The 15221-nt window shown below is 62.9% G+C and carries 16 protein-coding genes; 7 read left to right on the top strand and 9 right to left on the bottom strand.

Going from position 1 to position 15221, the window contains the following annotated elements:
- Positions 1 to 297: 297 nt before the first annotated feature.
- Positions 298 to 546, bottom strand: a complete 249-nt coding sequence (locus NKJ84_RS10530) for a ParB N-terminal domain-containing protein (protein WP_023674751.1) — start codon at positions 544 to 546, stop codon at positions 298 to 300.
- A gap of 156 nt (positions 547 to 702) precedes the next feature.
- On the opposite strand from NKJ84_RS10530, the gene NKJ84_RS10535 reads away from it, so the two are divergent.
- Genes NKJ84_RS10535 through NKJ84_RS10555 form a run of 5 tightly spaced genes read left to right on the top strand, consistent with a single transcriptional unit; the run spans position 703 to position 6202 of the window.
- Positions 703 to 2343, top strand: a complete 1641-nt coding sequence (locus NKJ84_RS10535; protein WP_352506402.1) for a N,N-dimethylformamidase beta subunit family domain-containing protein — start codon at positions 703 to 705, stop codon at positions 2341 to 2343.
- Between the two features lies 1 nt (position 2344).
- Positions 2345 to 3712, top strand: a complete 1368-nt coding sequence (locus NKJ84_RS10540) for an aminotransferase family protein (RefSeq protein WP_352506403.1) — start codon at positions 2345 to 2347, stop codon at positions 3710 to 3712.
- A gap of 10 nt (positions 3713 to 3722) precedes the next feature.
- Positions 3723 to 4652, top strand: a complete 930-nt coding sequence (kce, locus tag NKJ84_RS10545; RefSeq protein WP_352506404.1) for a 3,5-dioxohexanoate:acetyl-CoA acetone transferase — start codon at positions 3723 to 3725, stop codon at positions 4650 to 4652.
- A gap of 9 nt (positions 4653 to 4661) precedes the next feature.
- A complete protein-coding gene (locus tag NKJ84_RS10550; protein WP_352506405.1) occupies positions 4662 to 5174 on the top strand; it encodes a GNAT family N-acetyltransferase in 513 nt (170 codons plus the stop codon).
- Positions 5171 to 6202, top strand: coding sequence for a histone deacetylase family protein (locus NKJ84_RS10555; RefSeq protein WP_352506406.1), 1032 nt, complete (start codon positions 5171 to 5173; stop codon positions 6200 to 6202). The genes NKJ84_RS10550 and NKJ84_RS10555 overlap by 4 nt, the downstream gene beginning before the upstream one ends.
- A gap of 18 nt (positions 6203 to 6220) precedes the next feature.
- Here NKJ84_RS10555 and NKJ84_RS10560 read toward each other — a convergent pair whose 3' ends face one another.
- Both NKJ84_RS10560 and NKJ84_RS10565 read right to left on the bottom strand, forming a co-directional pair.
- Positions 6221 to 7486 (bottom strand): cysteine desulfurase-like protein, encoded by a 1266-nt coding sequence (locus NKJ84_RS10560; RefSeq protein ID WP_352506407.1) that lies wholly within the window; start codon positions 7484 to 7486, stop codon positions 6221 to 6223.
- A gap of 47 nt (positions 7487 to 7533) precedes the next feature.
- Entirely contained in the window at positions 7534 to 8601 is a 1068-nt protein-coding gene (locus NKJ84_RS10565) for an aldo/keto reductase (RefSeq protein ID WP_352506408.1), read from the bottom strand.
- Positions 8602 to 8930: 329 nt separating this feature from the next.
- Here NKJ84_RS10565 and NKJ84_RS10570 point away from each other — a divergent pair, with 329 nt between their 5' ends.
- Positions 8931 to 9095, top strand: coding sequence for a hypothetical protein (locus NKJ84_RS10570; protein WP_352506409.1), 165 nt, complete (start codon positions 8931 to 8933; stop codon positions 9093 to 9095).
- A gap of 50 nt (positions 9096 to 9145) precedes the next feature.
- On the opposite strand, the gene NKJ84_RS10575 is transcribed toward NKJ84_RS10570, so the two are convergent.
- Positions 9146 to 9652 (bottom strand): DUF1993 domain-containing protein, encoded by a 507-nt coding sequence (locus tag NKJ84_RS10575; protein ID WP_254817666.1) that lies wholly within the window; start codon positions 9650 to 9652, stop codon positions 9146 to 9148.
- 123 nt (positions 9653 to 9775) lie between these two features.
- Here NKJ84_RS10575 and NKJ84_RS10580 point away from each other — a divergent pair, with 123 nt between their 5' ends.
- A complete protein-coding gene (locus NKJ84_RS10580; RefSeq protein ID WP_352506410.1) occupies positions 9776 to 10813 on the top strand; it encodes a DUF1176 domain-containing protein in 1038 nt (345 codons plus the stop codon).
- Here the strand turns inward: NKJ84_RS10580 and NKJ84_RS10585 are convergent.
- The 5 genes from NKJ84_RS10585 to NKJ84_RS10605 form a co-directional block, all read right to left on the bottom strand.
- The gene (locus NKJ84_RS10585; RefSeq protein ID WP_352506411.1) at positions 10810 to 11667 is read right to left on the bottom strand and encodes an alpha/beta hydrolase family protein; all 858 of its coding nucleotides are present in this window, start codon (positions 11665 to 11667) and stop codon (positions 10810 to 10812) included. The genes NKJ84_RS10580 and NKJ84_RS10585 overlap by 4 nt on opposite strands.
- A gap of 92 nt (positions 11668 to 11759) precedes the next feature.
- Positions 11760 to 13370 (bottom strand): NTP transferase domain-containing protein, encoded by a 1611-nt coding sequence (locus NKJ84_RS10590; protein ID WP_352506412.1) that lies wholly within the window; start codon positions 13368 to 13370, stop codon positions 11760 to 11762.
- Positions 13367 to 14071 (bottom strand): XdhC family protein, encoded by a 705-nt coding sequence (locus NKJ84_RS10595; RefSeq protein ID WP_352506413.1) that lies wholly within the window; start codon positions 14069 to 14071, stop codon positions 13367 to 13369. Before NKJ84_RS10595 ends, NKJ84_RS10590 begins: the two co-directional genes overlap by 4 nt.
- A gap of 6 nt (positions 14072 to 14077) precedes the next feature.
- Positions 14078 to 14416 carry an XdhC family protein gene (locus NKJ84_RS10600; RefSeq protein WP_352506414.1) on the bottom strand — a complete coding sequence of 113 codons (339 nt, stop codon included), beginning with the start codon at positions 14414 to 14416 and terminating at the stop codon, positions 14078 to 14080.
- A 224-nt stretch (positions 14417 to 14640) separates the two neighbouring features.
- Positions 14641 to 15135 (bottom strand): flavin reductase, encoded by a 495-nt coding sequence (locus NKJ84_RS10605; protein ID WP_352506415.1) that lies wholly within the window; start codon positions 15133 to 15135, stop codon positions 14641 to 14643.
- Positions 15136 to 15221 lie beyond the last annotated feature (86 nt).

Genomic DNA, 15221 nt, shown 5'->3' on the forward strand with positions numbered 1-15221 from the left:
CCAATCAGGCCAGCAATATAGGCCGGACACATCCGCGCACGCGTCTTGTGCCTCAACGCCGAGACGAACGGCTCAAGCCACCGCTCCAGATCGAGTTGCCAATTCCTGTTCATGGCCGGCCCCTCCAACAGCCGACCTCTCATGAATCACGCAAAACCGCTCTTGGGAATCCTCAAAACGCTCCCAGAACTAAAAAACTGCCAAAGTAGTGCTAGGACGAACCAACAAGACGCAAGCCGACACGGTCCGCGAAAAAATCCGCGGGACCGGAGATTCGAGCGACGGAACTGAATGGCTTCAGTGGCGCTTGGCTTGCACCAGATAGGCGTCGATCTCGGTCTCGCCGAGCCACTTGGCCGCTTCCAGCCGATGCAACCCTTCGACCAGGATATGACGCTTGCCGTCATGGCGCACCTGGATCGGCATCTTCATTCCGTTTTCCAGAATGTCCTCGGCCAGATGGCGGACGGTTTCGGGATGCAGCGTCTTCTTGCGCGCGGTCGGCACGTAGATATCGTTGACCCTGACCTTTTGCACTCTCAGCATATCGGCTCCCGTGGCGGACAACGCCGCCCTTTGTGAGATAGTCTGTTTGGCCGGCAAGGCCAAGGGAGCAGCCCGGCAATGGCTGGCCCGATCGTTTCCAATTGACGCTTGGCCGGCGGATGGCCGAAATGGCGGCCTTCGACCTTAGCGGTGTCCATGAACCATCTGCCGACCGAGTTTCCCGATTTCGGACTGACGCCGCAGCAGCGACGCCAGGCGGTGCGCAGCCATTACTGGGAATGGCCCGGTATGGATGGCGGGCGCGGCGAAATCTGGTGCTACAGCGACCGTTTTTCCTATCGCCCCGGCGAGATGGTGGCGCTGCATGTCAGTTCGACGGCCGCCGGTTTCGGCATCGCGATCATCCGCGACGGCGGCGCGGAAACGACAATGTTCGAAAGGACCGGGATTGCGGCGCGCTGGCAAGATACGCCGGATCAATGTTCGGTCGAAGGCTGCGGCTGGCAGGCGTCGTTCGAGTTTCGCATCGGCGACGACTGGCCATCCGGCGCCTATCGCGTCACGCTTGAAGCGGACGGTCGCGACGGCAAGCCGATCCGCTGTCATCACCTTTTCATCGTCTCGCCGCAGCCCGGCAAGAAACCCGGCCGCGTGCTGCAGGTCGCGGCCACCGGCACCTGGCTCGCCTACAACACATGGGGCGGTTCCAACCATTACGAAGGCATTACCGGGCCGGCCCGCGACCAGTATGCACGAATGGTGTCGACGCAGCGGCCTTGGTGCCGCGGGTTCGTCGTGCTGCCCAAGGATGCGCCGCGCGTGCCGCTCGAAGTCGCGGTGCCGCCGAAAACCGTGCCGCGCTATCCGCACATGGAATGGGCCTTTGCCACCGGCCATTCGAAGAAATACGCCTCAGCCGGCTGGGCAAGCTACGACAGCCATTTCTTCCGCTTCGCTGAGCGTTCCGGCTACGCCGTCGATCTCGCTAGCCAGCACGATCTGCATTTTTCGCCCGACATTCTCGACGGCTATGACTGCGTCGTCTTCGTCGGCCACGACGAATATTGGACCTGGGAAATGCGCGATGCGGTCGACACCTATGTCGAGCGCGGCGGTCATGCGGCGCGCTTTGCCGGCAACTTCATGTGGCAGACCAGGCTGGAGGACGAAGGCCGCCGGCAGGTCTGCTACAAATACCGCGCCCGCGCCGAGGACCCGGCCTATCGCGGCGGCGATATAAGGCGCGCCACCAATTCCTGGGAAGCGCCGGAAATCGGCCGGCCGGGTGCGGCGACCTTCGGCCTCAACTCGACAAGAGGCGTCTATGCCGGCTGGGGCGGCTGCGCGCCGCGCGGTGTGCGCGGCTTTCCGGTCTACCGGCCGGAGCATTGGGCCTTTGCCGGTACCGGCATCTACTATGGCGACCTGCTCGGCGCCGACAGCCATGTCTATGGCTATGAGGTCGATGGGCTCGATTTCGAGATCCGCGGCGGCCTGCCCTACCCGACGCCCGACAGCGGCGCACCGGACGGCCTGCAGGTGCTCGCGGTCGGCATGGCTGCCCAGGTCGAGGAAAGCGCCGACATCCCGTTCGAGGACCAGTTCCTCGGCGACGAGGACGGCCGCTTCACCGCCGAAACGCTGTTCGGCGAGGCGAGCGACGCCAATCTCGATAAGGTTAAGCGCGGCAACGGCATGATCGTCAATTTCCGGCGCGGCAAAGGCGAGGTGTTTCACGCCGGAAGCTGCGAATGGGTTGCCGGCCTGCTAAGGCAGGATGCGATGGTCGAGCGTGTTACCAGAAATGTCCTCGACCGCTATCTCGGAAAGTCATGACATGCTGAAGTCCCCTGCCCCGGAAGCCCGCGAAGCTTCGCATCTGTTTTATCTGTCCAGCCTGCGCCGGCCGCTGATCGACCGCGCCGAAGGCATCTACATGTGGACGCAGGATGGCCGCCGCTTCATCGACGGATCGAGCGGCCCGATGGTCGCCAATATCGGCCACTCCAATCGCAACGTGCTCGACGCGATGAAACGGCAGATGGACCGCGCCACCTTCGCCTACCGCCTGCATTTCGAGAACGAACCGGCAGAGGAGCTCGCGCGGCAACTGGCGGCCAAACTCCCCGAGGGCCTGGACCGCATCTTTTTCGTCTCCGGTGGCTCGGAGGCAACGGAATCCTGCGTCAAGCTGGCGCGGCAATGGGCGGTCGCCATCGGCCAGCCCAGCCGCTGGAAGGTGATCACGCGCTTTCCGTCCTATCATGGCGGCACGCTCGGCGCGCTCGCCGTCACCGGCGACGATGCGCTGGCCGAAACTTTTGCGCCGATGATGCAGCTCATGCCGACGGTTCCGGCGCCCACCGCCTGGCGTGACCGCGACAATCTTTCGATGGAACAGCGCGGTATCCGCTACGCCGACATGCTGGAGGAAAAGATCCTCGCCGAGGGATCGCAGAGCGTGCTCGCCTTCATCATGGAGCCGGTCGGCGGCGCTGCCACGGCAGCATTGGTGGCGCCCGACAGCTATTATCCGCGCATCCGCGAGATCTGCGATCGCTACGGCATCCTGCTCATCCATGACGAAGTGATGAGCGGTGCCGGCCGCACCGGAAAATTCCTTGGCGGCGACCACTGGAACTGCAAGCCAGACATCATCGCGCTGTCGAAGGGGCTGGGCTCGGGTTATGCCCCGCTCGGTGCGCTGGCGGCACCGATGCGGCTGGTGCAGCCATTGCTCGCGTCGGGCGGCTTCCAGCACGGCCATACCTATGCCGGCAATCCGCTCGCCTGCGCCGCCGGGCTCGCCGTGCTAGGTGAGATGGACCGTCTCGGCCTGATCGCCAACGCGGCTGTCATGGGCGAGCTATTGATGGACGAGCTGAAGGGATTGGCGAAGCGGTTTCCGTTCATCGCCGACGTCCGCGGCAAGGGCCTGCTCACCGGTGCCGAAATGGTCGCCGATCCGGACACGCTGAGGCCGATCGAGCCGGCGAAAAAGGCCACTCAGCGCCTGCTCGACCTCGCCTATGAGCGCGGCCTGATCATCTACGGACGCAAGGTCAAGGGCGGTGTCGACGGCGACAATTTCATGGTTGCGCCGCCGATGATCGTCACCGCCGCGCAGATCGGCGAGATCATATCCATCATCGGTGACGCGCTCGAGGTGCTGGCCGGCGAGCTCGACCTGCCGGTCGAAGGCTGAGGAACGAACCATGGCACCGCGCAAAGTCATCATCACCTGCGCCGTCACCGGGTCGGTGCACACCCCGTCGATGTCGCCGCATCTGCCAGTGACGCCGGACCAGATCGCCGCAGACGCAATCGCCGCCGCCGAGGCCGGCGCTTCGATCCTGCATCTTCATGCCCGCGACCCTAAGGATGGGCGGCCGACCGCCGACCCCGAGGTGTTCATGCAGTTCCTGCCGCGCATCAAGCAGGCGACCGATGCGGTGATCAACATCACCACCGGCGGATCGTCGCTGATGACGCTCGACCAGCGGCTGGCCGCGCCGCTCAGGGCCGAGCCGGAAATGAGTTCGCTCAATATGGGTTCGATGAACTTTGCGCTGTTCCCGATGCTCGAGCGGCCGCGGGAATGGCAGCACGAATGGGAGCCGAAACTGCTCGAGGCCACCCGCGACACGATCTTCAAAAACACCTTTGCCGACATGGAGACGGTGCTCGAGAAGCTCGGGCGCGGTTGCGGCACGCGCTTCGAATTCGAGTGCTACGATGTCGGCCATCTCTATTCGCTGGCGCATTTTCGCGATCGTGGGCTGGTGTCTGGACCTTTGTTCATCCAGTTTGTTTTGGGCATCCTTGGCGGCATCGGCGCCGATCCAGAAAACCTGATCCACATGAAGCGCATCGCCGACAAACTGTTCGGCGACAGCTACCAATTTTCGGTGCTGGCCGCCGGACGCCACCAGATGCCGATGATCTCGATTGCGGCGGCGATGGGCGGCAATGTCCGCGTCGGGCTGGAGGACAGCCTCTACGACGGGCGCCAACTCGCCAAGTCCAATGCCGACCAGGTGCGCCGCATCCGCAGCGTGCTCGACGGCTTGTCGCTGGAGGTCGCGACGCCGGCCGAGGCGCGGCAGATGCTGGCGCTCAAGGGCGGCGATCGCGTGGCGTTCTGAGATGCGGCCGTGACCAACCCACCGTCAAGAGACATCGTCATCCGCCCCGGCTGGGTGGAGGACGTCGAAACCATCCACGCCGCGCTCCTACGGCTCGGCGCGCATGTCGGCGCACATCAGGAGATCACCTCGACAGCTCGGGATCTCCGCACCTATGGCTTTGGCGAGAAGCCTGCCTTCTCGACCCTGATCGCCGAGGTCGGCGGCGAGTTTGCCGGGCTTTGCCTGCATTTTCCAATCTTCTCGACATGGATGGGACGGCCCGGCGTCTATGTGCAGGACCTCTATGTCGAGGACCGTTTTCGCGGCCGCAGGATCGGCGAGCACCTGCTGCGCCGGGTCGCGGCGCAATGCCGGAAGGACGGCGGCGTCTATCTCAAGCTGTCTGTCGATACCGACAACGAGACCGCCAAGGCTTTTTACGAACGGTTGGGCATTGCCTGGTCCAGCTACGAGCAGGTGCAGAAGATCGTCGGCGACGCCTTTTTCGCCTTCGCCGATGCACCGGAGGAGCCAACATGAAAGCCTTCTATGCCGAAGAACAGAAGCGCCACGACCCGAAGGCGTTCCTCTCCAGCGGCGCGCCGCAGCCCAATCCGGAAAAGCCGGAACGGGTCGAGCGATTGTTGGCCGGCGCAAAGGCTGCCGGCTGCACGATCGAACGGCCGCGGGATCACGGACTCGGCCCTATTGCCGCGGTACATACGCCGGAATATCTCGATTTCCTTCACCATATCTTCGCGCGCTGGCAGCGCATCGAGGGCGCCTCGGCCGAGGTCATCCCCAACATCCACCCGATCGCGCGGAACGGCTCCTATCCGGCCTCGGCGGTCGGCCAAGCCGGCTACCACATGGCCGACACAGCCTGCCCGATCTCCGGCGAGACGTGGCAGAGCGCGCTTTGGAGCGCCTGGAGCGCGGTTGAAACCGCCGAGGCGGTGATGTTGGGAGCGCCGGCCGCCTACGCGCTGTGCCGGCCGCCCGGCCATCACGCCTTTGCCGACGTCGCCGGCGGCTTCTGCTTCATCAACAATTCGGCGGTCGCCGCACAGGCTCTACGCAAGCAGGCAGCGCGGGTGGCGATCCTCGATGTCGACCTGCATCACGGCAACGGGACGCAAGGCATCTTCTATGCCCGGCCGGACGTGCTCACCGTGTCGCTGCATGCCGACCCGGCGCGGTTCTATCCGTTTTTCTGGGGCTATGCGGACGAGCGCGGCGAAGGCGCCGGCCTCGGCTACAATCTCAACCTGCCGCTGCCGCGCAAATCCGGCGATGCGGCTTTCCTCGAAGCACTGGCGGCAGCGTTCCAGCGCATCGACGCCTTCTCGCCCGATGCGCTTGTGGTCGCGCTGGGCCTAGACGCCTTCGAAGGTGATCCGTTCGGCGGGCTGTCGGTGAGCACGCCTGGTTTTTCGCGCATTGGCGAGGCGATCGCCCGGCTCGGCCTGCCAACGGTCATCGTCCAGGAAGGCGGTTATCTCTGCGATGAGCTCGGCGACAATCTCACCGCCTTCCTCACCGGTTTTGGCGGCGCCCACAAGCGATGATCCGTCGGCGTGGCCCGCTCAGGATCGCTCCTGCCTCAGCATGGCGACAACGCGGTGCACGCTCTCCAGCGTCTCGTCGATCTCGGCTGCAGTGTTGTAATGAGCGATGCCGATGCGCACCACGCCCTGCTCGGCCGGAATGCCGAGCTGGTGGACGATCTCCCAGGCGTAGTTGTGGCCGGACCACAGGAAGATGTTTTCCGCATTCATCTGCCGCACGACCGTCTCCGGCACTATGCCTTCGACAGTGAACGACACCGTCGGCACACGCTCATCGATCCGCTTCGGATCGGTGATGCCGTGGATGGTCAGGCCGGCAATATCCGACAGACCGTCGATCAACTGTTGCGTCAGCGGGTTCTCGTAAGCGATTGAGACTTCGAAGGCCTTGGCGATTTTCCGCCGACGCGACCCTTGCGCGCCAGCTGCCGCTCCCAACTCGGCAAAATAATCGATAGCCGCCGACAGGCCGGCCATCAATTCAATTTGCAGCGTGCCGAGCTCGAAGCGCTCCGGCAAGGCATTGGACGAGCAACGGCATTTATACGGCTTAAGCGCATCGATAACGCCCAGCCTGCCCCACAAAATTCCCATATGCGGGCCGAAGAACTTGTACGCCGAGCAGATCAGGAAATCGCAGCCGAGGTTTTGGACGTCGATCAGACCATGCGGCGCGAACTGGACGGCATCGACGTAGACCAACGCACCAGCCCGCCTAGCGATGCCGGTCAACGCCTTCACCCGGTTGATCGACCCGGTGAGATTGCTGGCGTAGTTGAGCGCGACGAGCCGCGTCCTCTCGGAAAGCAACGCGGCGAGCGCCGCCTCCTCGATCTGCCAGCTCTGCTGGTCGAAAGGCAGCCAGCGCACGACAAGGCCAAGGTCTTCAGCCAGTTGCAGCCAGGGTGAGACGTTGCCCTCATGGTCCATGCGGGTGAGGATGATCTCGTCCCCGGGATTCATCGTGCGGCCGAGCGTTCGCGACATGTGGTAGGTCAATGTCGTCATGTTGGCACCGACGATAATTTCCGGCGGACTTGCCGCACCCAGGAAATCGGCCATCGCCAGATGGGCCTCGTCGACAATGTCCTGTGCCGCAATGGTGGTCTCGAAGAAGCCGCCGAGGTTGGCATTGGTGGTCAGCAGGCAGCGTGACACCGCGTCCGCCACCGACTGCGGCACCTGCGTGCCGGCAGGATTGTCGAGATAAATGCGCCGGCGGCCCTTGTCGGTCAGCGACAAAGCCGGAAATTTCGCGCGCACCGCGTCGATCCGGAAGCCCATGGCTGTTCCCCTCTCCTTATGACGATCGGACAACCACGCCCGACGCATCAAGGGCACGGATTGCCGACGCGCTGGTGGATCGCATCAACGGCTTTCTGCATGTCCTCGGTCCAGACCACGTCGGCGGAAGAGAGCGCCATTTCGAGTTGCGAAATGGTGGTGGCGCCGATGATGTTCGAGGTGACCAAGGGCCGGTTCGAGACATAGGCATTGGCAAACAGCGCCGGCTCCATGCCGAAGGTGCGCGCCAACCGGTTGTATTCGAGCTGCACCTCGGCAGCATTCGGCGTCTCGTAGCGCTGGCCGCGGTTGAACAACTGCGAGCGCGAGCCCTGCGGCCGCGCGCCATGATCGTATTTGCCGGTCAAATAGCCTTGCGCCAGCGGTGAATAGGCAAGCAGCGACACCTGCTCGCGCTCGCAGACTTCGGCAAGGTTCACCTCGAAGGTGCGATTGACGAAATTATAGGCGTTCTGCAGCGAGGCGACGCGCGGGCCGAGGCCCTTGTCGGCTTCGGCAATGAAACGCATGACGCCCCAGGAATTCTCGTTCGACAGGCCGAAATGGCGGATCTTGCCGGCCTTCACCAGTTCATCAAATACGGCAAGCGTCTCGGCGATCGGCGTCTCGCCTTCCGGCACACCGGCGGCATCGGAGCGTCGCGGCAAGGTGCCGATGCGGTTCGGATTGGCGCCCCACGGCACGTCGCGTTCCGGCCAATGGATCTGATATAGGTCGATGTAATCGGTGTTGAGCCTGGCGAGTGACTTATCAATAGCGTCGAAGATATCGGCGCGCACCAGCTTAGACGAGCGGTCGCCGCGAAACCAAGTGTTGGCGGTGCGACCAACTACCTTCGAGGCGACGATCACTTGGTCCCGATTGCGCTTCTCCTTCATCCAATTGCCGATGATTGTCTCGGTACGGCCTTGTGTCTCCGCCTTGGGTGGGATCGGATAGAGTTCGGCGGTGTCGATGAAATTGACACCGCGAGCAAACGCCAGATCCATCTGGGCGTGACCGTCCGCCTCGGTGTTCTGCTGGCCCCAAGTCATCGATCCGAGGCAGATTTGCGACACGAAAAGATCGGTCTGGCCGAGACGGCGTTTGTGCATGGAGTTTCTCCGGCGGGAATTTTGCGCGGCTGCGCGAGGAGGAAGCAATAGCATACAGGAAAGCGCCGCCCGCTTCCAAGCCCACCGACGGCAGGCCAGGCGACTTTCCAGGATGCCGGCGAACGGAGTTTTTCGCTGCGTCTAACAAAAAACCGGCCAAGTGCCGGGACTGAGGCCTACGCTCGAAGCACCGCCGAAGTTTCGCCGGAACAGCCGAATTATGTCAAAAAAGATCAGGGCAGCATGGCTGCCATGCGAATGCTGCACTGCACAATTGTCATGATCTGCCTATATTGACGGCCGTGGAGGTTCAATAAGGGGCTTGAATCATGGGATTCTTCACTGAAATGTTCGCCCGTCCGCGTCCGCGGGAACAACTGCGTTATCGTGCGGCACTGGCGCTGCTCCATTCGATGAGCAATGCCGATCGCGCCGATATCGGCGTCAAGCCGGCCGATTTCCCGCGCATCGCTCGGGAAATGTCCGTACGCTAAACAGCGCGCCGTGAGAATCCCGCCGCAGCGGGATATCTCACGAGCTAATCTCAACGCAATCCGAGGAAGATCGACTTGCCCAATGGCACGCCGTTGTGGCGCAGGATGTCGTAGGCGGTGGTCAGGTGGAAGTAGAAATTGGGCATGGCGGCATGCAGCAGATACTGCATTCCCGGCATCGAAACCTCGCGCCCGGCAAGCCGCAGTTCGACCATCCTGTCATCTGAACCATCGAATTCGGCCGCCGAAAATGTCGCGAGATAGTCGAGCGTCTTGGTAAGGCGGGCCTGCAGATCAACGAAGCTCGTCTCATTATCCTCGTATTTTGGCACCTCACGCCCGGCAAGCCGCGACGGCGCGCCCTTGGCGTGATCGGTGGCAATCTGTACCTGCCTGGTCAGCGCAAACATGTCCGGCGCCAGCCTCGCCGTCAGATACACCTGCGGATCAATCTTGCGATCAGCCGCATTTTGCTCGGCAATGTTCAGCACATTGGCTAGTGACTTCAGCCTCGCCGAAAATACCGGCACGGATGCTTCATACATTGATATGGTCACAAGAAATCTCCACGGGGCCCTACTGCCTATGGCGAGAGGTAGCGCTTTCGCAGGCGATTGTTCAAGCGCCACCACGTCGCCGCGATCGATATGATAGGATTTTTTATCGAGTGGAGGTTCCCGATGAGACGCGCCCTTTTTGCAGCGACCGCCTTTATCTCTCTTGCCGTTGCCGGCCAATCGGCGCTCGCCGCAGACGCGCCTTATATCGACGACAGGTCGAATGCCGAGGCGGTGATCCGGTCGCTTTATAGTGCCATCAGCCGGCACGAATTCGCGCGCGCCTGGGACTATTTCGGCGACACCAAGCCGGCCAAGGATTTCAATTCCTTCGTCAAAGGCTATGACGGCACGGACACGGTCGAAGTGAAAACCGGTGGCGTATCCGAAGACGGGGCTGCCGGCAGCATCTACTACAGCGTTCCGGTCGCCATCCGGGCGACGGCCAAGGACGGCAGCGAGAATGTCTTTGCCGGCTGCTATACGCTGCGCCAGATCAACGCCTCGATCCAGGAACCGCCATTTCGCTCGATCTTCATCGACAAGGGTGCGCTGAAACCCTCAAAGGCCGATTTTGAGGATGCCGTGCCGGCAAGCTGCGGCGAAGGACCGCCGCCGCCGAAGAAGGACGCAGCGCTTGAGCAGGCCAACAAGGCGTTTGCCGCGACTTATGGCGACCAGTGCGACAAGGATCTTTTGGCGCAGAAGCCGGACATTTTCTCGATCCACTACAAGGACAAGGATGCGGCTGCCAGCGATCCCGAAAGCGAAACGCGGCTTTTCCATTTCGCCTGCTCGGCCGCGGCCTACAACGAAAACTCGATCTATTACATGAGCGACGACGTGCTTGGCGTAAGACAATTGCAGTTCGCCGAACCTGAAATGGACATCCGCTACGAGAACAATGACAGCGACGGCAAATTGCTGGGCATGACCATAGTTGGCTTCCAGACCTCCGGCTGGGCAACCAATTCCGATTACGACGAAGAGACCAAGACGATCACCACCTTCAACAAATGGCGTGGCATCGGCGATGCCTCTTCGTCGGGGACCTATCTGTTTCGCAACGGCGATTTTTCCCTGGTCCAGTACGACGTCGACGCGTCTTATGACGGCGAGGAAAATCCGCAGACGGTCGTCGACTACAATACCGCGCCTTAAGGGGCCTTCGACAACATCCAGTTGAGCGTGCCGCGCCAGTCGGTCATGCGGATGGGCGTGCCGTGCGTGCCGGTCTCGAAGCGGACGAAGCGCGTGGGATAGCTCTTCGATTTGGCCAGGATGGAGCGGAAGAAGGCTTCCTGTTTCTCGATTGGAAACACCGGGTCCTTGCTGCCTTGGCCGAAGAAGACCGGCACACGACGCTTGAAGGCGGGGCTTGAGAAGAAACTCTCGTCCCATAGCGAGCCGAGCAGCAGCAGCCCGTCGATGCGCCGGCCGGTATCATTGCGGGCGGCCAGCTTCCAGCATAATGAGCCGCCCATCGAGCCGCAGGCGACGAAGATTTTTGCGCTCGGCGATTGTTCGGCATAGTGGTCGATCAGCGCGGCGATCTGGGCGGCACCTGTGTCGCCGAAATCGGAAAAGTCCGGCGATAGATAGAGACCGCCGTTGCCCGCCATCAGGTTCTTGATGCGATTGAAATTACCGCCGAAGGTAAAGTCGTCGGTGCCCTGCTTACGGCTGCCGCCCTGCCCGTGCAGATAAAGCACGATGATGCTGGCGCCCCCGGTCTTGCCGACGGCAATGTGGCGGACATCGCCGGCGTCGGTCTTCAGCAAGAGATCCTGCTGCACCTTGCGCACGCCGGTTTCGGTGTATTGCGCGTGCACACGACGCTCAGGCACTTCGTCACGAGCGTTGATGTCGCGCAGCTCACGATAATCGACCACCGTATAGGCGCCGTTGCTCTCGGACGAGAGTGTGACCGGATAGGCGAACAGATCGTCCTTGAAGGGTTTGAGTTCGAGAGCGTTGGCGTAGGCGACACAAAAGAGCTGCAAAAGAATCGCCATCGGCAGGGCCGGGAGGCCAGAGGGGGGCAAGCGGAACCGGAAGCAGGAACGAAAGGCCATCCCTCAGCCATGCGTTTTTCGGCTTCGGTTTGTCAATCCTGCAGCACGCCGCCGGCGCCTTCCAGCGCCTCGCGCGTGTCGACATCGATCGCTGCCCCTTCGCCGATCTCGACATCGATGACGTCGAGCCCTTCGGCCTCGACCAGATGGCGGGCGCCGGTATCGCCTTGGAGGTGAGCGATCGCGGCAAACAGCGAACGCGGCAGCAGCACCGGATTGCCGCGCCGCCCAGCGTGCGAGGCCCGCACCACCGATCGGCCTTCGGACCTGCGGAACGCCTCGATCAGCCTGTCGAGGTCGGCCGAGGCGACGCCGGGCATATCGCCGAGGACAATCATGGCGCCGGCGGCGTCGCCGGAAATCTTGGCGATGCCGGCCTTTAGCGACGAAGACAGACCCTCGGCGAAATCCGGATTGTCGGCGAAGGTCACATCGAGGCCAGACAGTGCACTGCGCACGCGCTCGCTCTGGTGGCCGGTGACGACGATGGTGGCCGCGGCTTTCGAACCGACTGCGCGTTCGGCGGTGCGGCGGACCAGAGGCTTGCCATCGAACAGTGCCAAGAGCTTGTTCGGCCCGCCCATGCGGCTGGAGCGGCCGGCGGCCAGAAGCACGATCTCGACCTTTGGTTCGGCTTTGGCCGGCAACGGCTCGCGCGGTTGCGGCCGCGTCGGAATTTCCATCAACAGCCCGCCGACACCCATGCCGGCAATATCCCTGGCGGTCACGTCGAGACCGGCGATCAGCCGGTCGAGCACCCAGTCGAAGCCGTTCTCCTTGGGACTGCGGGCGCAGCCCGGCGCACCGATGATGCGCTTGCCGCCGAGTGTGCCGAGCACCAGCAGATTGCCGGGATCGACCGGCATACCGGCGCGGATGACAGTGCCGCCGGCCCTTTCGATCGCAGCAGGAACGACGTCGCCGAAATCGGCCATCGCCGAAGCGCCGAAGATCACCACCATATCGTTGTCGCGGATCAGCGAGGCCGCAGCCTCGGCGACGGGGATAATTTCATGCGGCGTTCGACGCTCCGCCGTCAGCCTGCCGCCCGAACGCGCCAGGCGTGCTTCGGTGACGCGCAGCGTCTTGTCGAGCACGCTGGGTTTGATGCCGGGCAGCACCGTCTGGATGACGCCGACGCGCACCGGCTGATAGGCGTTGACCGCAAAGATCTCGCCGCCCGCGCAGATCCTTGCCACCGCATCGACCAAAGCGGAGGCGACCGCAAACGGAATGATCTTCACCGTTGCTACCATCTGACCTTTTTCGACCGGCGCATGCTGCGCGAGCGTGGCGATGGTGATCGTCGGATCGACGGCGTTGATGGCGTCGATCATCGCCGCGTCGACGGTGAACATGCCGGCAGCCTGCGCGTGGAGGTTGACCCTACCTGTCGCGGCAGGCTTCGCCTCGATGTTGCGATGGATCATACATGCGGCGATCTTTTCAGCGGCGACGTCCTCGCTGAGATCATCGGGCGCCAACACCGCCGCGACGACCTCGGAAATGCCAGCGGCCTTCAACAGGGACACATCCCCGGCGCTTAACCGGTGCGCCTTGCGGTAGCGGCGCTCTCCGGCTGTAGTGGCGTGCGCAAGCACTGCCCCTTCGGCCGCATCGATCGCAACGGGACCAAATTTCACGCGACCGCGCCTTTGGATTCGAGGCCGCGGGAGCGAAAGGCATGGATCGCTTGCGCCAACACCGCGACGGCAATCTCGGCCGGGCTGGCAGCTCCAATGTCGAGGCCGATCGGGGCATGAATGCGGGCGATCTGGTCGGCTGTCGCCCCCGAAGCCAGCAGGCGTTCCACACGTTTGGCGTGGGTCTTGCGGCTGCCGAGCGCGCCGACATAAAAGCAGCCGGCGTCGAGCGCCGCCTTCAACGCGAAATCGTCGATCTTCGGATCGTGGGTGAGAGCAGCCAGCGCCGTATAGTTATCGAGCGGCTGACGCGTCAGCACATCCTGTGGCCATTCGGCATGCAGCGCGATATCGGGAAAACGATCGGGCGTGGCAAAGGCCGTGCGCGGATCGATGATCTCGACAGGATAGCCGGCGATCCTGGCCATCGGTGCCAGCGCCTGGCTGATGTGGACGGCGCCGATCACCACCAGGCGCGGCTGCGGCAGATGTGCGTTGAGGAAGAACGTGCGCCCCTCAGCTTCGACCGAACCGGAATTGCCCGTGCGAAATGCCTTGGCGACGGCCGCCCCGAGTTCACCGGCTACCCGGTCTCCCTCGCGCACGACACGGTCGCGGCCGTCGCCGAGATCGGTGACCAGGATTGCCGCGCGGCGGGCGCGGCGTTCGGCGTTGAGTGTCTTCAGCGCATAGGGATCCATTCGAGATCAACCCAATCTTTCTACATAGACCTTGATGCGGCCGCCGCATGACAGGCCGACTTGCCAGGCGGTCTCGTCTGCGACGCCGAATTCGAGCATTTTGGCCTTGCCGCTATCGATAACCTCGAGCGCCTCGGTGACTACGGCGCCTTCGACGCAGCCGCCCGAGACGGAGCCGTGGAAATTGCCTTCGGCGTCGATGACCAGGTGGCTGCCGACCGGCCGCGGCGCCGAGCCCCAGGTCTCGACCACGGTGGCAATGGCGACATCCTTGCCGTCCTTCATCCAGCCCTCCGCGATGATCAGCGGGTCGCGAGCCTCATCGAGATAGATACTGCGTTCCATGATTTCTCCCTGAGAGACATGTGGTTATGCGACGCGCTTCACGCCAGCCTCGATCCACCCGCGCGGGTCGACCGAACCCATAAACAGCACGGTTGCCAGCGACCGGTTCCGCCACATAATCCGCACGGGGCAACAGATCGAGCGTCTCGTCGATCATCCGCGGCGCCGGACGCGGTTTTCCACTCGGTCATTCTGTCTCCGCGGGCGCAGCCATCTGAAAGCCTCTACAGAGCGTGGTAGCCGCGGTTGTGATAGATCAGCGGCCGCAAGTTATCGCCGATGCGCAAACCTGTAACCTTGCCAAAAAGCACACGGTGCGTGGCCAGATCCTTGGAGTCGATCAGTTCGCAGTCGAAGACGGCGAGCGCGCCCTTCAGCGTCGGCGCACCAGTCGAGATCACGTCCCATTCGGCCAACGCGAAACGCTCCTCGACCGGCAGGCCGGTCATGCCGGAAAAGCCGATCGACAGCGGCTCCTGATCCGAAGCCAGCGTGTTCAGGGCAAATTTGCCGTTTTCCACGAACGGCTCATTCTTGGGATTTTCGCGATTGAGGCAGACCAGGATCGTTGGCGGCGTGTCCGACACCGAGCAGGCCGCGATCACCGTCGCGCCGCGCCTGCCGGCGGGGCCATCGGTGGTGACTACATGCACATGACCGGCAAAATGGGCCATCGCGTCGCGGTAGGCCTGCGGCCCGATGTCATTCTTCTTCAGCACCGATGATTTTCCACTAGTCAGAACCAACCGTTATATATGGGGGGATATTGCAGCCCACAAGCGAAGTGCTTGACGTATATCCTGGA

The organism is Mesorhizobium sp. M0048 (genome assembly GCF_040323405.1).
Taxonomy (GTDB): Bacteria; Pseudomonadota; Alphaproteobacteria; order Rhizobiales; family Rhizobiaceae; genus Mesorhizobium.